The sequence below is a fragment of the Sediminibacterium salmoneum NBRC 103935 genome, assembly GCF_000511175.1.
In the GTDB taxonomy this organism is placed as follows: Bacteria; Bacteroidota; Bacteroidia; order Chitinophagales; family Chitinophagaceae; genus Sediminibacterium; species Sediminibacterium salmoneum.
Map to the genome: position 1 here is coordinate 2016091 of NZ_KI866530.1, position 20066 is coordinate 2036156.

Sequence of the window (20066 nt, forward strand, 5' to 3'; positions counted from 1 at the left end):
GTGGGTAATTGGCTCTTTTGGGGTTTGCTTGTGTCGGGTTGTGTGAGGGGGCAAACCCCAAATGTGCCAATGCGGGCTGGCTAAAATTATTTTTTAAAATGTGCGGTGGGAAAATTTTTTAAAACCTTGCGTGGGGTGAGTGTCGGCAAAATGGTCTGGTCGGTGTCGAGTTACAGCGAAATTGTCAACGAGTTTTTGTCGCCAGAGAATTTATTTGGTAGTCAAAAGTCTGGTCGTTTTGGTGTCCGTTTGATTGTTGCATGGTCGTCTTTTATGCTTGCTTATAATCGAGTCACGCAAGGGATTTTCACCCTTAACGTTCTCACGGAACCGTGCTTGATAGTCTCCCATCACACGGCTCTTCTTGTTTATAAATCACAAGTTAATTATAACTTACGGATGTGCCACTTGCCAGTGTGGGAATAAATAAGGGTTGAGTTTGTATTGTATTTGCAACCATTTAACTGCTGCTCTTACCCCCAAATCCTTTTCCCATTTAACCCATTTTAATAGTCTCGCATTTAATTGTTTCCAGACATAGTTCATATGACCACTTGAGAACTTATGAAAGTAATTCATGATTCCCCGTATTTGTGGTGTTAAATATTGGGCTATAGTTACAAGTGGTTTTTCGCCGCTTGTGTATATTCCAATCTTTAAACTTTTCCAGTAAACTAGTCCTGGATTTAGTACTTATGAAGATGCTTGGAACAATCAAAACCTTTTCTTTAAACTTTACACAATTGGGGCGTATAGTGAATCCTAAAAAGTCAAAGCCTTTGGGGTATTTCTTTTCTGAATACCCTCTCAGATTGACTATTCTTGTTTTGTAAGGGTGTAAGGTTAGTTTACACTTCTCCATTCTCTGCTTGATTTTGTTAAGCACAAATATTGCTTGTTTCTCCGTCTTGCAATGAACTACTATATCGTCTGCATATCGTTCAAATGGCTTCTCGGGATGCTCCTTTGCCATCCATCCATCAAATACTACATGTAGAAAAATATTTGCTAATAACGGACTAATTACTCCACCTTGTGGTGTACCCAACACAGTTCTTGTGGCTTTGCCATCCTGCTCTATTATTCCCGCTTTTAACCATCTCTCTACATACAAATGTACCCATTTATCTTTGCAGAAATGTGCAACCGCATTCATTAATAGTTCATGGTTAATGGTATCGAAGAAGCCTTGTATGTCAATGTCTATCACAAAATCGTGATTAAAACAATTACTGTTGGCTTTTGCAACAGCATCGTGACAGCTTCGATTGGGTCGATATCCGTATGACCCCTCATGAAAAACGGGTTCCACCTGCAATTCTAAATGTTGCTTGACAACTTGTTGTGCTATGCGGTCCATGATAGTCGGAATGCCTAAACTTCTTATTCCACCATCTTTCTTTGCAATAGCAACTTGGCGAACAGGTACTGGAAAATACGATCCTGAAGAAAGTCTGTTCCATAGCTTGTATAATAATCTATATGCATTCTTGTCTACATATCCCCATGTCATACCATCTATGCCAGCACTCCCGTGATTGGCTCTTACTTTCTTGTAAGCCTGCCACACCATTAACTTGGTAATTGGTTGTGATTTTGTCTCAAAATAATCTGTCATCCCATTCCTGGTTGTAAATTGGTTTTGATAACTAAACAAGCTTAATCCTTCGCTCCACTTAGTTTCTTAAGTTTCCTCACTACTATGATTAAGTCTGCCGCCATTGCTTCGCCTCATCCAAAAGCGTTTGTTCCTCTTTCGATTTTACAAAACAACAATGACTTCACTTGTTCCATAAAACAGCCTATAATACAGTCCTGCCAACTTAACCCCGGATGCCGTGTAACCTATAATCTGGTATCCATTACACTCTATTCGTAAACACAAACGTAACTGCTTACTTTCGACATCGCTATTGCCCTTACGAGGCTTCATCATTGGTTCACTTGCGTTCAGCTCTTGTATTACGCACCTACAGAAATCATCGTTCCTGTTTTTCTTTATCGCTCACTACAAAATCGTTTCCAATTATTGCAGCATAAAAGTGGTTTGAAAACTACTCCAGAAAGTCGTCTTCGGAAGACCATAATTTCTCGCTATTATCAGAGAAATTCTTCCATCTGTTTTACAGCATTTAAACATTAATCTCAATAATGTTTAATTCAAGTCACACACGTTCGAGGCTTTACGCAGTTTGGGATTAGTTGTTCCTGCAGCTGGCTTGGCCACTAAAAACCACGATTAGCTGAAAGCCAAATTACTAAAGTTGATTAGCACCGCCAAAGTTGATGGGCCATTGCTTAAAGCCCAAATTGCGTAAAGCCTATTGTTGGGCGTTCGCAATTAGTAACTATGAAAGTTGGAGTTGTTTCTTTTCAATGGTTACGTTAAAATGAATGTCAGCTTTTAATGCTTTGAATACTTTAAGAACAGTATCAATTGTCGCACTATTTGCACTACTCTCTAATTTTGAAATCTGAGCTTTCTGAACCCCGATAAGTTTCCCGAGTTGCTCTTGTGTCAAATTGCGTTCTTGTCTTGCTTTTTTGATCATATGGCTTAATACATCCATATTCAATTCATATTCATAATTATCTCTGTCCTTAGTGCCAACTTTGCCGATATATTTTTCTTTCATTTCGGCGAGTGAATATGTTTTCATTTTTGTCTTTGCCATAACCTACTTTTTTAGTTTACTTTCAAAATATTTAGTCCTAATTTTTACTGCCCTATCAATTTCATTTGATGGTACTTTGTCAACCTTTTTAATAAATCCATGAGTTGCTATAACTAGTGTTTCAACCCCATCGGTTTTATCCCAAAAAGCTAGCAGCCTAATTTGTAATCCATTATATCTTGTGCGAAACTCCCAAATGTCGTTTTGTAACTTTTTGAAAAGCTTGGAATCATTGGTTTGTTCAGCAAGGTCGATATTGTAAATGACTTTTCTGGATGTCTTGGAATCTAGACCTGCAATGAATTTTTCAGCTTCTTCTAAAAATCGAGTTTGGAAATATTGCAAATGAAATAATTTAAGCAAAGATAAGGATAGTTTCCAAATTTAGAAACCTAATTTTTCAAATAAAAGATACTCACAAAAGTGACGCCCAACGTTAGAGGCTTTACGCAGATTGGGAAATACTGTTCCTACTGCTGGCTTGGCCACTAAAAAACTCGATTAGCTGAAAGCCAAATTACTGAAGTTGATTAGCACCACCAAAGTTGATGGGCCATTGCTGAAGCCCAAATTGCGTAAACCCTTTTGTTAGCAGCAGTAAAATTAATGGTCGCCGCAAAAGTGTCCGTCTTCAGGAAAACACCAATGTGGTATATCTAACTCAAATGTCTCCATTAGCTCAACTTGTCCAATGTGAGAAATAGAGTCTATTTCATACATTACACCCATTTTTGCGTCCATAACATAAAAGTCGCCAAAAATACTGTCGCATTTGTAACAACCGAAAGACATGTATGATTTACCTACTTTGTGACTAAAACGTTCTTTGATTTGTACAAGTTTCAAATTTAATTCGGGTCTGTTGTCAGCGAAATCAGTAGCAAGTTTTATAATTTCTGGTCTATATTCAATACTATTTGATTCCCAAAGTGCTTCTTCAGGTTTTATATCTGCATTACATGAGGAATGGAAAGGTGTTGCTACGTAAAATAGATGATTTAATTCTTTACATTTCCAACATGTCATTTCGTAAAATACAAGCTTTATCGTTTGTGTTGAGTTCGTTTTTGCAATAGGTCTAAATTGGATATTATTAGTAATGAAATTCTCAAGAAAAGTCAGCAAATTAATTTTTCTTCGAGTACCAAGATTTACCATCAAAGTTGAATTATCATCATCCTCAACATAAAATACAGGTAAATCCGGTCTCTCTTCAATTAGTTTTGGTATTGGGTTTTCAAAAAACCAGCAGCCAAGAATTTCATCTTGAATATATTTAGATTGTCTCTGTAAAGTTTTCGAAAGCGACTGAGGGCTTAGTTGTATCTCAAAAGCAATAGGTCTAGTGTCATTTGGAATAAAAACATCAGCTCTCCAACCTTTCCCCTTATATTCTTGTCTTGCATCAATTCCCAAAATCTCACATGCAGAAATTATCTGCATTTGTATTCTGTTATGCTTTGTAATGTTCTCCATTTACTGTATTGTGAAGGTTTTGTCGTAGTATTGCTGCTAACACCTAAATATACGCTACTCCCCTATCTATTAAAAAAGAGAGTTGCTATATATGATGGTTTTAATATTATACTTTTTGAATTGTCATAGCATCAATATACTTATACAATTTTCATTGTTGGCGCAATACAATGTGGTTATACACTTCTTATTGTCAAGCAATATTTACCATTTGATTTTTTGCTCACTTGTAAATACTTTTCGGTGGTTCTGATATCAAATTGCCCAGTCGATCTTTTATTTATCTTATGTTAATTCTAATTAAAGCAAAGCTTCCTGAGTCCCAGACATAGCTATCCAAGGTCAGTGGTTACTAACAGTATTATTAATTGGGGGAGAGATTATATTGTAACAATTGGGTATATGAATATAGTAAATTCATAAAGATTTTCAAAGCGTAAAATTATTTACCTGAAAATTCATGGCAAGATATTACAGGATTGTCGGCAATACTCACCAAGATTGTCGGTCTGCGACCGACTTCCTCCCGTATTGAACTTACTCAAACCCTTCGCATGCCAACCTTCGGTTGCCCTGCGGGTTTTTAGCCTGCTCGCTTTTACGAGTAAACTCGTAACGCTCGCAATCTAAAAACCCCCGCAGCTTTCGCTGCGAGGGTTTGTGGTCTCGCCAGGAATCGAACCTGGATCTGGAGCTTCGGAAACTCTTATACTATCCATTGTACTACGAGACCAATCATGGGTGCAAATGTAACGGATGCTTGTTAATTCTGTTTCATCTGCGCAAAAATGCGTTCGGTGTCTTCTAGTTTACAGAGTTCAGTGCCTTTGTGCAATGTAGCCGCAGATCCTGCTGCTACCCCGTATTGCAATACTTCTTTCCAGCCCCAGCCTTTGGTTAACGCTGCCAGCATGCCTGCTACCATACTATCTCCCGCTCCAACTGTGCTCAATACTTCTGCCTTGGGTGCACAGGCCTGGTACACTTCATCCTCTGTAATCAGCATAGCTCCATCTGATCCCATGGACACTGCCATTGCTTTACAGCCTCCTGACTCAATCACCTGTCTTGCTGTTGGCACAACATCTGCGACATCTATCCATTCTTTACCAACCAGAGAAGCCAGCTCTCTTAAATTAGGCTTAATCAAAAACAATCCTTCCTTAACGGCAGCTTTTAATCCCTCTCCTGATGTGTCAATAATCAATTTGGCATTTAACTGTGCGGCAATGATGGCAATCTCATGAAATACGGCAACTGAAGTTCCGGGAGGCAGGCTTCCGCTGACTACTACATAATCGGCATGGAAACAATTGCCAATAGCCTGCATCAATGCTCCCAGTTCCTTTTCTGAAACCGTCTCACCTGGCATACCAAAACGATATTGCAATTTTTTGTCTTCATCAAATACTACAAAATTTTCTCTAGTATCATTCTCTGTTTCAATGGCAGAAAACTTTACACCTTCTTTTTCCAGTAATGCTTCCAGTGCTTTTCCTGTATAGCCGCCAGATAAAATAATGGCTTCTGAATCAACTCCTAGTTTTTTTAATGCTCTTGAGATATTGATGCCACCTCCTCCTGGTTCTACTTTTGAAGAGCGTGCACGTAATTTTTTTTCGGGTACCAGCTCCGGCACAGAAATGCTTTTATCCAAAGCTGGATTTAGCGTAATGGTTACAATATTTGGCATTACTTAAAGTTATAAAATAATGACGGGAAGAGTAGGCTTAATGCTTACCCAATTTGGTCATTTCCTGCAATGCAGCAGGAAGGAAAATTCGGGTAGGCACAGAACTCATTATTTTCAAATCTGTAAATAAACTGCTTTCATTATCTAAAAATGACAATACATCAGCGGCCTTATTTCCTTTAAAAATATCTGCAAAAACCTGATCACCCGCCATTTTCTGATAATGAAGCACGTGTAATAAAACTGCATCATACAAATGCCCTTTCTTTTCGGCAAAAGATTTATTGATTGCCAAGGATTTCCCCTGTTTCAAAGCTTTCACAATGGCTGCTGTTCGTTTTTGTATAGACTTAAAAGCATATCCGCTACTTGCTTTTGCTTCTCCCCCCGCAATACCAATGTAAATATGATTATCCTGATAACGCGGAAAGTTATGCGTTGTCATTGGGATAACCCCTTTTTCACGGTGTACAATGGTGTAGTCTTGAATTTTTAATTCGCTTCCGATATAATCCCTGATTGCTTTTTCGTATGCCTCTTCTGGCAATAGACGTTCAGTAAACAAAGTGTATTCAACCAATGCCTTTGTTGTTGAAGTGGGTAATACATACATGAAAGTAGTACCATGTTCCTGACTAACCCTGAAATCCATAAAGACTGCTTTTACTGGATTAAAACAGGGAGAAACTGTTTCAATTTCCCAACCAGTAAAATGTTGCAAAAAATGATAATCATTAGAAGTTGCGGGAATCGGGTCAAATAAGATACTACTGAAAACATAGGAAGCATAAATAGCTGTTCCATCGTTCAATTCAATGCCTGCTGGTGTGAGATTAGGTGATGTAGTTTGCGATACTTGTTTTTCTGTAGCACCCAGCAATCTTTTTACAGATGCTTTCTTCCATTCAATATTGGGCAATGATGCAATTGTATTTTTTACATAAGCATAAAAATCAATGCCCCTGATCATTTTATATTGGTAAGGAGCTATGTCCATTACTTGGGAAAAATGATTGGAAAAAAAATCCAGCTCTTCCCATTGATGATGAACAATTGGCTCAAAAATATCCGCATCTTTTTCCCAGAAACACCAAGTGCGGTCATTCAAATTTTTATCATCGGCATCAACAACCAAGATTTGCTTGGAGGTAAAAAATGGATCACTGGCCATGCGCATGAGTAAACTCATTCCCGCGCATCCGGCTCCAGCAACTATGTAGTCGTAGGTTTTATTCAAAGGTTATACCGCTTTAAGCTTTTCGTCGCGTCTGATTTTATCCCAGTACTTTTTAGCTACAATCAGCATTCCGAAACTTTCACCATCTTCTTTGTTCAAATGCTTGTGGTGCATTTTATGTGCCCAGCGGATTGCCCTGATATATCGATTGTTGCTGCGGGTAAATAATTTAATTCGCTGGTGTATTATAATTTCGTGCACCAGAAAATAAGCAAAGCCATACAGTGCAATTCCGGCACCAATACTTACTATCCAATAATTCTGGTTCATGCTTCCCAGCATAATACACAACCAGCTGGGTATAGCAAAAATGACAAAGAAAGCATCATTTTTTTCCCAGAATCCCGGACCTTTCTGATGATGATCTTCGTGCAGATACCAGAGAAATCCATGCATTACATAGCGATGGGTTAGCCAGGTAATTCCTTCCATTAATACAAACACCAATAAAGTAACAAGTACGTACCACATGCTATAAAAATATTCTTAGTGACAGAAAAAATAGTGCCTGTATAATTAACAAGTGTATGGCAAAATGGTTTTGGGCTTTTATTTTCAACTGCTGTTGAACAGCCAGTAAAACGGCACTTATTCCAAACCAGCAGGCATAATTCAACATGGGTATCGTGCCTCCTTCCCAGGACCAGAATCCCAGCTTGATGGCTACAGGCTCCATCAGCCAGTCAAAAAATGTGGCCAGTACTGCTCCATCTATAATTACCGACCATTTGATGATGGCTACTGGTATGGGCGCTTCGTATTTAGCCAGCATTACTTTATTTAATCTATGCATCAGTGATCCACAGCAAAAAACAATTACAAACCAGTTCATGCCAATTAAAAAGGGTACTCCGAATAATTTGGGGCCCATCACAGTTCCGTAAACATAATCACCAAACAAAATGCCTGTATTAACCCCGATCATTTCAGTAACCATGCCTGTTACAAATGCCAGCAAAAAGAAAAGCACAAATCCTTTTTCTATTTTTTCCTGACTGGCTGCAAGCAGAATACCCATCAGAATCAAAGTAAGGGGCGTATTAGCTATAAACCAGTCCCGATAGGGCGTTAATAAAATACCGAGCACTCCCATAAAGTGAAACAAAATGGCAATAAATAATGGTATGGCTGGCTTTTTATACAACATCTGCTTTTACTAAATCTGACATAATTGCGGCACTCGACAAACAAAGCGGAATTCCTCCACCAGGGTGCACACTTCCGCCTACAAAGTACAAACCTTTTATTGTATTACTGAAATTAGGCTGGCGCATAAACGCAGCCATCTTACTATTGGAACTTGTTCCATACAATGAACCCATAAAGGAGGCCGTTTTTGTTTCGATGGTTACCGGACTCAGCACTTCTTCTGTTTCTATGTATTCGGCTATGTTTTCCCCTAAAATGCTATTGAGTTTTTTCAATATTGCATTTTTGTAAAATTCCTGCACTGCTGCCCAGTCCTGCCCTTTATTGGCAGGTGCATTTACCATTACAAACCAGTTTTCTTTTCCGGCCGGTGCTTGCAAGCCCGGCTCGCATTTACTGGTGATATTGATATATACAGTAGGGTCTGCAAAAGGCTTCCCAGTATTAAAAAGAGAATGAAATTCGGCTTCGTATTGCTCACTAAAAAATATATTGTGTAAACTTAGTTGTTCAAAGCTTTTATTGATGCCCCAGTAAAAAATAAATGCACTGCTGCTTCTTTCCTGCTTTAAAACTTTAGCGGCATTCAATGGCTCATTCAGTAATTGCTGATAAGTAAAGTAAACATCCATATTGCTTACAACCAGATTAGCATATATATTTTCTCCATTCACTACTACTCCTTCAACCTGGTTATTTGCACGGATAATTTTTTCTACCGGTGAATCAAAAACAAATTTCACTCCTTTCTTTTCTGCCAGTGCATATAATGCGCGGGTTATGCTAACCATTCCACCTTTCGGATAAAAAGTTCCTTCATTATGCTCGAGATGTGGTATTAAAGAAAGCATGGCCGGAGCCTTATAGGGGTTGCTGCCATTATAGGTTGCATAACGGTTAAAGAGTTGTACCAACTTGGGCGATTTAAACTTAGACTGATTGTATTGATGTAAAGATTTAAACAGGTATGGCCATTTCAGGTATTGAATGGCTTTGGCTACTGGCGCTTTAAACAAAGTTGATAATCGATGCAATGTATATTTTAGAAATATATCTGCAATGTTTTCGTATGCATTGGCCGAGTGTCGTAAATATTCGTGTACATGCTCAGCTGGCTCTCCGGTTTTTGCTTGTATTTCTGCTGCAAATTTTTCATGATCTGCATATGCTTTAATGAGTGTTCCATCCTGGTAAAAATAATGACAGGCAACTGGTACACGTTCATAGGAGAAATAGTCTTCTATTGGCTCATTGGCCATTGCAAATAATTCTTCAATCAACTTTGGTCTGGTAAATAAACTGGGACCTGCATCAAACTGATAGCCATTCTTTTCAAAGTGGCTCAGTTTCCCCCCCGGATAACTGTTTTTCTCGTAAACGGTTACTTCATAACCCATTACCTGCAAACGAATAGCCGATGCCAATCCGGCAACACCTGCGCCAATTACAATAGCATGCTTAGTGGTTGGATGTTCACTCATTCCTTTAGTGGTATTTTTCCTGCCACCAGACTTTTACTTTTGGAAAAGCTATTAAAAACCAGGAAGTAAATTGCTCGGGCCGGGTTTGAATCATTGTTTCAATAGCATCAAAGCTACGAAAAGCATAGGCTTGAACTTCCAGTGGATTCATTTCAATATTCCCATCATAGGTTCCAATAAAAACGTGATCAAACTCATGTTCGGTTAATCCGTTTTCGAAAGGTGCTTTGTATACAAAGTCAAAAGCTTTTCGCAACGGAGTACGAAAACCCATTTCTTCCACAAGTCTTCGGTCCGCTGCCTGTGCAACTGTTTCTCCTGGTCGGGGATGACTGCAACAAGTGTTGGTCCATAAATTTGCGCTATGGTATTTATCACTGGCTCTTTGCTGTAATAACATTTCACCAGTACCATTGAATACAAAAACACTGAAAGCCCTGTGCAGCAATGCTTTTTCATGGGCTTCCATTTTTTCCATGAATCCGATTTCTTCATCGGATTCATTTACCAGAATCACTTGTTCTGTCATTGGATTATAGCAGGTTTAATTGACTACGAATACCTGCCTTGGCCAGTATAAATACTTTGCCGTGGTCAGGAATTCTTACACGTGTATCCAATATTTTTTGCGGCTGCAGCTTCTTTATTTTTTTGAAAAGACTCAAATAATATTTATACGCTACGTATACTCCAAATCTTGCTTTCAAGGGAAGCTGTACGATTCCTTCATAAGCATGATCAAAATCACGTTGTATGTCCTGCTCAATTTTAATTTTATCCTCCTGCGTGAAATTGCTGAAGTCGCAACCTGGAAAGTACATACGATCTAATCCCTCAAAATCTGCTTTCAGATCGCGAAGGAAATTTACTTTCTGGAAAGCAGAACCCAGACTGCAGGCATAAGGTTTCAAATGTTCATAGCTGTTTTTATCGCCATTGCAAAAAACATATAAACACATTAACCCAACCACTTCTGCACTTCCATAAATATATTCTTCGTACCCATTGCGATCATATTGCTTCTTGCCCAAATCCATCTCCATGCTTTTTAGAAAAGCATCAATTAAACTATGATCAATATTGTATTCATTCACTGTTAACTGGAAGCTGTGCAAAATGGGATTCAATGAAATCTTTTGATCAATAGCTTCGTAAGTGGCTTTTTTAAAATCAGCCAGTAATTTTGCTTTGTCAAATTCATGAAATGTGTCCACTATTTCGTCTGCAAATCTTACAAACCCATAGATATTAAAAATGGGCGTTCTAAGATCCTTGTGCAAGAGACGAATGGACGAAGAAAAACTAGTGCTGTACAACTCCGTAGTAATTCTGCTGCATTCCTGACTTACCTGATGAAACAGTTTAATCATATAATTTGGTAATTTCTTTAGCTACTACTTCACCGCTGATCAGACTGGGAGGTACTCCCGGTCCCGGAACGGTCAATTGTCCTGTAAAGAATAGGTTTTTAACTTTTTTACTTCTGCAAGACGGCTTTAAAACAGCAGTTTGTAGTAAAGTGTTCGCCAAACCGTAAGCATTTCCTTTAAAAGCATGATAATCTTCAATGAAATTGCTTTGGGCAAAAGTTCGTTTATATATAATAGCATCGGCTATTGATTGGCCAAGCTGCTTTTCTACCCTTTTAACTATCTGCTGAAAATACTTCTCTCTTAATTCTTCGGTATCTCCTGTTAACCCAGTGGCAACAGGAATCAGGAAGAATAAATTTTCACAACCTTGTGGCGCAACCGTTTTATCTGTTACTGAAGGTGCACACAAATAAAACAACGGGTTGGTTGGCCATTCTTTGGTGGTATAAATCTCTTTCCCATGCAGGCCAAAATCAGTATCAAAATACAGAGAATGGTGCGTAATGCCCTCCAGTTTTTTATTTAGTCCAACATAGTAAAGTAAACAACTGGGAGCCATTACCCGCTTATTCCAATAGGCTTCGGTATAGGATTGATATTCCTTTGGCAATAAAGCCATTTCCACATGATGATAATCGGCCCCACCTACTATCACATCTGCATCAAGTGCTACAGTGGTTTTACCTGCAGGTGTATTAACCACACAGGATACAGATTGGGCAATTCCATCCTTAACATTAATATTAGTAACCGAATGGTTAAACCTAAATTCAACTCCCAGGGAGACTGCCAGGTCATACATGGCTTGGGCTATTTCATACATTCCTTTTTGCGGATACCAGGTTCCTCCTTTGATATCTGCATAATTCATTAAGCTGTATAAAGCAGGAGTATGTTCGGGCAAAGCACCTAAGAATAAAACAGGAAACTCCATCAATTCTACCAGCTTGGGATTCTTGAAATACTTACCCACATGGGCTTTCATAGAATTGAATACATCCAGTTTAAATACACCTTTAATTAAATCGAGGTCTAAAAATTCCAATAAGGACTGACCAGGTTTAAATACCAGCTTATTTACCCCTACTTCGTATTTATAAGCCGCTTCTTTCATGAACAAATCGAGCTTCTCTCCGGCACCCGGTTCCAGTTTTTCAAAGAGGGCTTTTAATTCCTGATAATTGGCTGGTATATCGGTTACCCCATCAGGCCAGTAAACACGATAGGAGGGATTCAATCTTTCTAATTGATAAAAATCGCTAACCTGTTTTCCGAATTGCTGAAAATAACGCTCGAAAACATCGGGCATCCAGTACCAGCTGGGACCCATATCAAACGTAAAGCCAGCCGCTTCAAATTTACGGGCTCTTCCTCCAGGCATTTCATGTTGTTCCAATACAATAACTTTCCAGCCCGATCTGGCTAGAAATGAGGCCGCAGACATTCCTGCGAAACCGCTGCCGATTACGATCGCTTGCTTTTGCTTCACTTGATAGTAAGTTAATGAAAATTCTTAGAAACGCTGAATATGAGATTTCAACAGTTTTCTGGCAAAGTGAATTCTGCTTTTAATGGTGCCCAAAGGCTCATCCAACATTTCTGCAATTTCATGGTACTTGTAACCATCAAAATACAATAGAAATGGATTTTTGAAAATCTCTGGAAGGTTGTGAATGGCTTGCTTTACTTCTTTCATATTGATATTAGCAATAGCTTCATTAGCCACTGCACCCTGATTGAAATCGAGTAAGAATTCATTGGGAGTATTATCAAAAATGGTAGACTGCTTGGACTTTCTTCTGTAGTTATTGATAAAAATATTACGCATGATGGTGTATAACCATGCTTTAATATTCGTACCTACATTGTACTTGTCCTTGTTAGCCAATGCCCGGAATAAAGTTTCCTGATACAAGTCTTTTGCCGCTTCCTGATCGCGAGTTAAAGTAACCGCGAAGGGTTTCAAAAAATCCGCATTGTTGACCAACATTTGATTAAAATCTAGCGTAGACATGGCGTATTGTTTAATTATTTGAAGCATAAAGCTAAACATATAATTCGGTAATACTCCTATCTTTTGTTTAATTTTTTTAAAATATTTGTTAAACAAACCAGCCCGCTTATAGCGGGCTGATTAATTGTTGTTTAAACATTATGTTTAAATCGTATGTAGTAGGATTTTTTATTATAAAGCGCCAATATACTCGGTTACTTCCGATAAAGACTTCTTAAAAGTAACGTTGGTAGGTACTCTTTTTTTATAGGTTTGCGTCAGCGCACCGGAAACAATTACAGAGAACTCCGGAATTCTGTTCTGCACATTTACCAGGAATTTCTCAAAATTAAAATTATGTGCTACTGAAGTAAGATGAGAATAAAGAAAATCTGGCTTTTTAAGTGTAGCTACATATTCCACATCTTTCAACGGTACATTGGCACCCAGATAAATCACTTTTACCCCTCGACTCTTAAACAAATAATAGGTAAACAAGATACCCAATTCATGGTGTTCACCCTCAGGTAAAAACAGCAATACTGTTTTGCGCTGCGAAAGCGGAGTCTGACAGGTTTCAATACCCATAATCAGTTTCTGACGAATAATATTCGTTACCAGGTGCTCCTGTGCCGGATTAATATGATTGGTTAGCCAGAGTATGCCAATGCGCTCCAGGAAAGGGAAAATAATCTGGGGTATGGTTTTTTCAATCCCTTTGGTTTTGATATAACCATCTACCAGTATTTCAAACTCATCCAGCTTCATGTCGATCATGCAGCTGATCAATTCATTCACAATTCTTTCCTGCTGCGCCTGAGCCTGGTTTAGACTAAGGGTTTTCTCCCGCATTTCATCCCGACTCATGCGGTCGATATGCGAAATCTTGAACCCATACTTATTGAGCAGGGCAATATTCAGAACTGTTTTTAATTCATCGCCTGAATAATAGCGAATATTGGTTTCTGTACGCTGCGGGTTAAGGAACGTATACCGCTGTTCCCAGATACGGATGGTATGCGCTTTAATACCCGACAGGTTCTCTAGATCTTTGATTGTAAAGGCATTCATAGCATTAGTAACGTCAGGCTGCCGATTTTGTTTAAAAAACCTACAAAACCTTTAAACGCTTCAGGTATTCGCCATAGCCACTTTTAGCATATTTTTCAGCTAAAACCAACAGTTGTGTGCGGTCTATAAAGCCCATACGGTAGGCAACTTCTTCTATACAACCTATTTTCTGACTCTGTCTTTTCTCAATTACCCTTACAAATTCGCAGGCATCAGCAAAAGAATCAAAAGTACCGGTATCCAGCCAGGCTGTTCCGCGGTTCATGATTCCCACCTGTAATTTTCCCGCTTCCAGGTAAACACGGTTTACATCGGTTATTTCGTATTCCCCCCTTGGAGAGGGCTTGATATTTTTGGCGATTTCTACTACTGAGTTATCATAAAAATAGAGTCCGGGAACCGCATAATTAGACTTGGGTTGTTTGGGCTTCTCTTCAATAGAAATGGCTTTTTTGTCGGCATCAAATTCCACCACGCCATAGCGCTCAGGATCATTCACTTCATATGCAAATACCGCTGCACCATTTACATCATTGAAGCTTTGCACCAGTTTACTGAAACCTGCACCATAAAAAATATTATCCCCCAGAATCAAACACACTTTATCATTGCCAATGAATTGCTCTCCAATTACAAATGCCTGTGCCAGTCCGTTAGGTTCGTGTTGAACAGCATAAGAAAAGGAGCAACCAATTTCAGCACCATCACCCAACAATCGCTGGAACTGATCAGAATCCTGAGGAGTAGTGATGAACAGAATTTCCCTTATACCTGCCAGCATTAATACCGACAGGGGATAATAGATCATAGGCTTATCGTACACAGGCATCAGCTGTTTACTGATTCCCTTGGTAATGGGATACAACCGCGTTCCTGATCCTCCTGCTAAAATGATTCCTTTCATATCTTGGGTATAAAAAATTTAAAATTCTAAGCTATTAATACAGTCTTTCAGTAAGGGTAATTCCTTGTCTTTATCTGACAATAACAACTCATCAGCAGACAATTTCCAGTCTATGCCCAAATCCGGATCGTTGTATGCAATACCTCCTTCAGCTGCTTTGTAATAATAATTATCGCACTTGTAAAAAAAAGTAGCCTGTTCACTCAACACCACAAAACCATGTGCAAAACCACGCGGCACAAAAAACTGTGTACGGCTTTCTCCACTCAATTCTACTGCAACGTGCTGACCAAAAGTTTTTGAATCCTTCCTTAAATCAACAGCAACATCCAGCACAGTTCCACTTAATACCCGAACCAGTTTGGCCTGGGCAAACTCACCGTGCTGAAAATGCAATCCCCTCAAAACTCCTTTACCAGATTGGGATTGATTGTCCTGTACAAAGTCTATTGCTACGCCTGTTTTCTCTAAAAATGTATTTCTATTGAAACTCTCAAAAAAATAACCACGACTATCACCAAAAAATGTATCGTGAATAATGAAACAACCTTCTATGGGGGTATACTCTATCTGCATGATTATTTGTTGCTGTACATAGATTCATAATAGTGCTGGTAGTTGCCGCTGGTTACATTGTTCAGCCATTCGGTATTGGCCAAAAACCAATCAATGGTTTCACTTAATCCTTCCTGAAATGTAACGGTTGGCTTCCAGCCCAGTTCCCTGTTAATTTTGGTAGCATCAATGGCATACCTTCTGTCGTGACCCGGACGATCTTTAATATAGGTTATCAGTTTCTCGCTGGTTCCGGCAGGCTTACCCAGTTTCTCATCCATTTGCTGGCATAACAATTTAACCAGGTCAATATTTTTCCACTCGTTAAATCCGCCAATATTATACGTCTCCCCATTCTCTCCTTTATGGAATACCAGATCAATGGCCAGTGCATGGTCTTTTACATACAACCAGTCACGGGTATACAAACCATCACCATAAACAGGCAGTGGTTTTCCCTGTAAAATATTATTGATGAACAAGGGGATCAGTTTCTCCGGAAAATGAAAGGGCCCATAGTTATTGGAACAGTTGGTTATGACAACCGGTAAATGATAGGTTTCATGATAAGCCCTTACGAAATGATCGGAAGAAGCTTTACTGGCAGAATAAGGAGAGCGGGGGTCATAGGCTGTTTCTTCCGTAAACAAACCTTCTGTTCCCAGACTTCCGTAAACCTCATCTGTTGATACATGATAAAAACGATGATTGCTTAAGTCTGCTGCCCATTTCTGTTTTGCAGTATTTAGCAAATTCACTGTACCAATTACATTCGTGTAAACAAAGTCTAATGGAGAAACAATGGATCTGTCTACATGCGACTCTGCTGCCAAATGGATTACATCGGTAACCTGGTATTGGTCAAACAAATCTTCCACCGCTTTCACATCCAGAATATTCACTTTGGCAAAGCGATAATTGGGTTTGTTTTCAATATCACGAAGATTTTCCAGATTGCCTGCATAGGTTAAGGCATCCAGATTGATTATGGTATAGTCAGGATATTTATTAACGAATAATCTTACAACATGCGAGCCAATAAAACCTGCTCCCCCGGTAATAATGATCTTCTTAGACATAAATAATTTTGTATTAATATAAAGTTACTGCTTTGTATGCTTGCTTGCTTATTTTCCAGATAGATTCCATGGAGCATTTTTGACCTGCTCATACACCATTGAAATCCCCTGGTGCAAATCTATCCGGGCTTTCCAGCCAAAACTGTTGATTTTACTTACATCCATCAACTTTCTGGGAGTTCCATCCGGTTTGGATGCATCTAATACAATTTCACCAGTATAGCCAGTTACTTCTTTAACCATTTGCGCCAGTTCCAGGATGGTTACGTCTGATCCTGTTCCAATATTTACCAATCCTTTTTCATTGTAGTTTTCCATTAAATACAAACAGGCTTCTGCCAAATCATCAACATGTAGAAATTCTCTTCTGGGTGTTCCGGATCCCCAGATAGTTACCGCAGGTTCATTATTGGCTTTGGCTGTGATAAACTTACGTAACATGGCAGGTAAAACATGGCTTTTCTCCAAATCGTAATTATCATTGGGGCCATATAAATTGGTAGGCATAGCAGAAATAAAATTACAACCATACTGAGCACGGTAACTATCGCATAACTCTATGCCCGCAATCTTTGCAATGGCATAAGGCTGATTGGTTTCTTCCAGATACCCACTCAATAAATATTCTTCCTTCAAAGGCTGTGGCGCCATTTTAGGATAGATACAAGAGGAGCCTAAAAACAATAATTTCTGCACACCGTTTACATAACTCTGATGAATAATATTGCTCTCCATCATCAGGTTATCGTAAATGAATTCTGCCCGATAGGTATTGTTGGCAACAATTCCCCCCACTTTGGCTGCTGCAAGAAAAACATAGTCTGGTTTTTCTGTTGCAAAAAAATCAGCAACAGCCTGTTGATTGCGCAGATCCAACTCCTTTGATGTTCGGGTTATAATAGAAGTATAACCCATGGCTTCCAGTTTTCTCACAATGGCACTGCCTACCATGCCCCTGTGCCCGGCTACATATATTTTTGCTTGCTTATTCATGTTCTTTCTCTGTTGTAAATCCATTGTCTTTCAACAACTGTTCTTTTTTAAACAATACAATATCTGCTGCCACCATTTCTTTTACCATTTCGGCTAAAGTATATTTAGGCACCCAGTTTAGTTTTTTCTTTGCTTTGGTGGCATCCCCAATTAACAAATCAACTTCTGTAGGACGGTAATAACGGGGATCTACTTTTACCACTACCTGCCCAACTTTCATGGAAGGATTCTGCGCATTTTCAATTGCTGCAATGGTGCCCACTTCATTTACTCCCTCACCAGTGAAAGCAAGGGTTACCCCTACTTCAGCAAAAGCCATTCTTACAAAATCACGGATATAGGTTGTAACACCGGTTGCCAATACAAAATCTTCGGGCTGTTCCTGTTGCAACATCAGCCACATGCCTTCTACATAATCCTTGGCATGCCCCCAGTCTCTTTGTGCATCCAGGTTTCCGAGGTAAAGTACATCCTGCAATCCCATTGAAATACGCGCAACTGCCCTGGTAATTTTTCGGGTAACAAATGTTTCTCCTCTCAAAGGGCTCTCGTGATTAAAAAGGATTCCGTTGCAGGCATACATACCATAAGCTTCTCTGTAATTCACGGTTATCCAGTAAGCATATAACTTGGCTACAGCATAGGGGCTTCTGGGATAAAATGGAGTTGTTTCACTTTGCGGAACAGCTTGAACCAACCCGTATAATTCTGAAGTAGAAGCCTGATAGAACTTCGTTTTCTGTGTTAGTCCCAGCAATCGGATGGCTTCCAGAATTCGCAAGGCACCCACACCATCTGCATTGGCAGTGTATTCAGGAGTTTCAAAACTCACGTGAACATGGCTCATGGCTGCCAGATTGTATATTTCATCGGGTTGCACTTCCTGAATAATACGAATCAGATTCGTACTGTCGGTTAAATCGCCGTAATGCAATACCATATGACGGTCTGGGATATGTGGATCTTCATAAAAATGATCAATTCTTTGTGTATTAAACAATGAACTCCTGCGTTTAATTCCATGCACTTCATAGCCTTTCTTCAGCAGCAATTCTGCCAAATACGCACCGTCTTGTCCGGTGATGCCCGTTATTAATGCTTTTTTCATATTGCTAGATTCATGCAAATATGCAACCTAAAATGCATATAGCATAAATTGGCAGCAATCTCCAATTACTTTACCTTAGTCTTCACACTTTTACAATTATGGGAAACAGATACTATTCGCTGGATGTTTTCAGAGGCGCAACGGTAGCTTTAATGATTCTGGTTAATAACCCGGGGAGCTGGAGCCATATTTTTGGTCCCTTGCAACATGCACCCTGGCATGGAGTAACCCCCACTGATCTGGTATTCCCTTTTTTCTTATTTGCGGTAGGTAATGCCATGGCATTTGTAATGCCCCGTTTTGAAGCAGCAGGTCCTGCTGAATTCTGGAAAAAAGTAATCAAAAGAACTCTGCTCATTTTCGGCATTGGGGTTTTATTGCACTGGAGTCCTTTTGTAAAATGGGACGGAGAAGAGCTGGTTTTTAAACAGTGGGAAAACGTAAGAATCCTTGGGGTATTACAAAGAATTGCCCTCTGCTATTTCTTTGCCTCAGTAATTGTGTTTTATGGTAAAACACGCGGAGCATATGCGATTGGCATGGCGATACTATTGCTTTACTGGTTTGTTTGTTACGCGTTAGGTGCAGATGGAGATCCATATAGTTTACAGGGTTGGTTTGGAACAGCCATTGATATTGACATTTTAGGTGTTACCCATATTTACAAAGGAGAGGGTGTTCCTTTTGATCCGGAAGGATTCATGAGTACACCTGCAGCTATTGTACAAGTGATTTTTGGATTCCTGGTTGGACAATATATCCAGCTGAAAGGAAAGAATACCGATATGTTAAGCAGCCTTTTTATAGCGGGACTGGTACTTACTTTCAGCGGATATTGCTGGGATTTGGTATTTCCTATCAATAAAAAAATATGGACCAGCAGCTATACCTTATATACAACAGGACTGGCTATTTTAACCATTGGTGTCATGATTTATGCCATTGAATTTAAAGGGGCCAAAGGCGCATGGAGCCGGTTCTTTGATGTATTTGGCAAAAACCCGCTGTTCATTTTTGTACTGAGTGGATTCTTGCCCAGATTATCCGGCCTGTTACGATGGGTATCAGAAACAGATGCAGATGGCACTAAGCATTATACCAGCTTTCTATCCTGGTTCTACAATACGCTATGCAAACCCATTGCAGAAGATCCAAGGGTAGGTTCTCTGGTATACGCATTGTGCATGATTGCTTTTTACTGGCTGATTGTATATGTACTGGACAAGAAAAAAATCTACATCAAAGTCTGATATTTTAGCAGCAAACTGTTTGGCTAAAA

General features: G+C 39.3%; 21 protein-coding genes and 1 tRNA gene. 1 reads left to right on the top strand and 21 read right to left on the bottom strand.

Annotated features, from left to right (window positions below; all coding sequences use genetic code 11):
* Window positions 1-393: 393 nt before the first annotated feature.
* The 21 genes from P767_RS18885 to gmd form a co-directional block, all read right to left on the bottom strand.
* Window positions 394-579 (bottom strand): hypothetical protein, encoded by a 186-nt coding sequence (locus P767_RS18885; RefSeq protein WP_051417268.1) that lies wholly within the window; start codon window positions 577-579, stop codon window positions 394-396.
* Entirely contained in the window at window positions 563-1618 is a 1056-nt protein-coding gene (ltrA, locus tag P767_RS16630; protein ID WP_051417269.1) for a group II intron reverse transcriptase/maturase, read from the bottom strand. The genes P767_RS18885 and ltrA overlap by 17 nt, the downstream gene beginning before the upstream one ends.
* Window positions 1619-2348: 730 nt before the next feature.
* Window positions 2349-2675, bottom strand: coding sequence for a helix-turn-helix domain-containing protein (locus P767_RS0109370; protein WP_026764290.1), 327 nt, complete (start codon window positions 2673-2675; stop codon window positions 2349-2351).
* 3 nt (window positions 2676-2678) lie between these two features.
* On the bottom strand, window positions 2679-3020 hold the full coding sequence (locus P767_RS0109375; RefSeq protein WP_026764291.1) for a type II toxin-antitoxin system RelE/ParE family toxin: 342 nt from the start codon (window positions 3018-3020) through the stop codon (window positions 2679-2681).
* 258 nt (window positions 3021-3278) lie between these two features.
* Entirely contained in the window at window positions 3279-4151 is an 873-nt protein-coding gene (locus P767_RS0109380) for a competence protein CoiA family protein (protein WP_157611461.1), read from the bottom strand.
* A 661-nt stretch (window positions 4152-4812) separates the two neighbouring features.
* A tRNA-Arg gene (locus P767_RS0109385) sits at window positions 4813-4884 on the bottom strand.
* Between the two features lie 30 nt (window positions 4885-4914).
* Window positions 4915-5844 (bottom strand): 1-phosphofructokinase family hexose kinase, encoded by a 930-nt coding sequence (locus P767_RS0109390; RefSeq protein ID WP_026764293.1) that lies wholly within the window; start codon window positions 5842-5844, stop codon window positions 4915-4917.
* Window positions 5845-5881: 37 nt separating this feature from the next.
* Window positions 5882-7081, bottom strand: coding sequence for a lycopene cyclase family protein (locus P767_RS0109395; RefSeq protein WP_026764294.1), 1200 nt, complete (start codon window positions 7079-7081; stop codon window positions 5882-5884).
* Between the two features lie 3 nt (window positions 7082-7084).
* Window positions 7085-7552 carry a sterol desaturase family protein gene (locus P767_RS0109400; RefSeq protein ID WP_026764295.1) on the bottom strand — a complete coding sequence of 156 codons (468 nt, stop codon included), beginning with the start codon at window positions 7550-7552 and terminating at the stop codon, window positions 7085-7087.
* 1 nt (window position 7553) lies between these two features.
* Window positions 7554-8228, bottom strand: coding sequence for a carotenoid biosynthesis protein (locus P767_RS0109405; RefSeq protein WP_026764296.1), 675 nt, complete (start codon window positions 8226-8228; stop codon window positions 7554-7556).
* On the bottom strand, window positions 8218-9711 hold the full coding sequence (crtD, locus tag P767_RS0109410; RefSeq protein WP_026764297.1) for a 1-hydroxycarotenoid 3,4-desaturase CrtD: 1494 nt from the start codon (window positions 9709-9711) through the stop codon (window positions 8218-8220). The genes P767_RS0109405 and crtD overlap by 11 nt, the downstream gene beginning before the upstream one ends.
* 4 nt (window positions 9712-9715) lie before the next feature.
* A complete protein-coding gene (gene idi / locus P767_RS0109415) occupies window positions 9716-10240 on the bottom strand; it encodes an isopentenyl-diphosphate Delta-isomerase (RefSeq protein WP_026764298.1) in 525 nt (174 codons plus the stop codon).
* A 4-nt stretch (window positions 10241-10244) separates the two neighbouring features.
* Window positions 10245-11081, bottom strand: a complete 837-nt coding sequence (locus P767_RS0109420) for a phytoene/squalene synthase family protein (RefSeq protein WP_026764299.1) — start codon at window positions 11079-11081, stop codon at window positions 10245-10247.
* On the bottom strand, window positions 11074-12573 hold the full coding sequence (locus P767_RS0109425) for a phytoene desaturase family protein (RefSeq protein ID WP_026764300.1): 1500 nt from the start codon (window positions 12571-12573) through the stop codon (window positions 11074-11076). Before P767_RS0109425 ends, P767_RS0109420 begins: the two co-directional genes overlap by 8 nt.
* Before the next feature lie 24 nt (window positions 12574-12597).
* Window positions 12598-13098 (bottom strand): RNA polymerase sigma factor, encoded by a 501-nt coding sequence (locus tag P767_RS0109430; protein WP_026750948.1) that lies wholly within the window; start codon window positions 13096-13098, stop codon window positions 12598-12600.
* A 171-nt stretch (window positions 13099-13269) separates the two neighbouring features.
* Window positions 13270-14148: a MerR family transcriptional regulator gene (locus P767_RS0109435; RefSeq protein WP_026764301.1), complete on the bottom strand. Its 879-nt coding sequence runs from the start codon at window positions 14146-14148 to the stop codon at window positions 13270-13272.
* A gap of 40 nt (window positions 14149-14188) precedes the next feature.
* Window positions 14189-15052, bottom strand: coding sequence for a glucose-1-phosphate thymidylyltransferase RfbA (gene rfbA, locus P767_RS0109440; RefSeq protein ID WP_026764302.1), 864 nt, complete (start codon window positions 15050-15052; stop codon window positions 14189-14191).
* An 18-nt stretch (window positions 15053-15070) separates the two neighbouring features.
* On the bottom strand, window positions 15071-15628 hold the full coding sequence (gene rfbC, locus P767_RS0109445) for a dTDP-4-dehydrorhamnose 3,5-epimerase (RefSeq protein ID WP_026764303.1): 558 nt from the start codon (window positions 15626-15628) through the stop codon (window positions 15071-15073).
* A gap of 2 nt (window positions 15629-15630) precedes the next feature.
* Window positions 15631-16686, bottom strand: a complete 1056-nt coding sequence (gene rfbB, locus P767_RS0109450; RefSeq protein ID WP_026764304.1) for a dTDP-glucose 4,6-dehydratase — start codon at window positions 16684-16686, stop codon at window positions 15631-15633.
* Window positions 16687-16734: 48 nt separating this feature from the next.
* Window positions 16735-17679, bottom strand: a complete 945-nt coding sequence (locus P767_RS0109455; RefSeq protein WP_026764305.1) for a GDP-L-fucose synthase family protein — start codon at window positions 17677-17679, stop codon at window positions 16735-16737.
* Window positions 17672-18787 (bottom strand): GDP-mannose 4,6-dehydratase, encoded by a 1116-nt coding sequence (gene gmd / locus P767_RS0109460; RefSeq protein ID WP_026764306.1) that lies wholly within the window; start codon window positions 18785-18787, stop codon window positions 17672-17674. The genes P767_RS0109455 and gmd overlap by 8 nt, the downstream gene beginning before the upstream one ends.
* Window positions 18788-18885: 98 nt before the next feature.
* Between gmd and P767_RS0109465 the strand changes: the two genes are divergently transcribed.
* Window positions 18886-20037 carry an acyltransferase family protein gene (locus tag P767_RS0109465; RefSeq protein ID WP_026764307.1) on the top strand — a complete coding sequence of 384 codons (1152 nt, stop codon included), beginning with the start codon at window positions 18886-18888 and terminating at the stop codon, window positions 20035-20037.
* Window positions 20038-20066 lie beyond the last annotated feature (29 nt).

Bases quoted from the DNA above. Each gene is read 5' to 3' on its own strand.
- P767_RS18885 (WP_051417268.1), bottom strand. From the start codon at position 579: ATGAATTACTTTCATAAGTTCTCAAGTGGTCATATGAACTATGTCTGG.
- ltrA (WP_051417269.1), bottom strand. From the start codon at position 1,618: ATGACAGATTATTTTGAGACAAAATCACAACCAATTACCAAGTTAATG.
- P767_RS0109370 (WP_026764290.1), bottom strand. From the start codon at position 2,675: ATGGCAAAGACAAAAATGAAAACATATTCACTCGCCGAAATGAAAGAA.
- P767_RS0109380 (WP_157611461.1), bottom strand. From the start codon at position 4,151: ATGGAGAACATTACAAAGCATAACAGAATACAAATGCAGATAATTTCT.
- P767_RS0109390 (WP_026764293.1), bottom strand. From the start codon at position 5,844: ATGCCAAATATTGTAACCATTACGCTAAATCCAGCTTTGGATAAAAGC.
- P767_RS0109400 (WP_026764295.1), bottom strand. From the start codon at position 7,552: ATGTGGTACGTACTTGTTACTTTATTGGTGTTTGTATTAATGGAAGGA.
- P767_RS0109405 (WP_026764296.1), bottom strand. From the start codon at position 8,228: ATGTTGTATAAAAAGCCAGCCATACCATTATTTATTGCCATTTTGTTT.
- crtD (WP_026764297.1), bottom strand. From the start codon at position 9,711: ATGAGTGAACATCCAACCACTAAGCATGCTATTGTAATTGGCGCAGGT.
- idi (WP_026764298.1), bottom strand. From the start codon at position 10,240: ATGACAGAACAAGTGATTCTGGTAAATGAATCCGATGAAGAAATCGGA.
- P767_RS0109420 (WP_026764299.1), bottom strand. From the start codon at position 11,081: ATGATTAAACTGTTTCATCAGGTAAGTCAGGAATGCAGCAGAATTACT.
- P767_RS0109430 (WP_026750948.1), bottom strand. From the start codon at position 13,098: ATGTCTACGCTAGATTTTAATCAAATGTTGGTCAACAATGCGGATTTT.
- P767_RS0109435 (WP_026764301.1), bottom strand. From the start codon at position 14,148: ATGAATGCCTTTACAATCAAAGATCTAGAGAACCTGTCGGGTATTAAA.
- rfbA (WP_026764302.1), bottom strand. From the start codon at position 15,052: ATGAAAGGAATCATTTTAGCAGGAGGATCAGGAACGCGGTTGTATCCC.
- rfbC (WP_026764303.1), bottom strand. From the start codon at position 15,628: ATGCAGATAGAGTATACCCCCATAGAAGGTTGTTTCATTATTCACGAT.
- rfbB (WP_026764304.1), bottom strand. From the start codon at position 16,686: ATGTCTAAGAAGATCATTATTACCGGGGGAGCAGGTTTTATTGGCTCG.
- P767_RS0109455 (WP_026764305.1), bottom strand. From the start codon at position 17,679: ATGAATAAGCAAGCAAAAATATATGTAGCCGGGCACAGGGGCATGGTA.
- gmd (WP_026764306.1), bottom strand. From the start codon at position 18,787: ATGAAAAAAGCATTAATAACGGGCATCACCGGACAAGACGGTGCGTAT.
- P767_RS0109465 (WP_026764307.1), top strand. From the start codon at position 18,886: ATGGGAAACAGATACTATTCGCTGGATGTTTTCAGAGGCGCAACGGTA.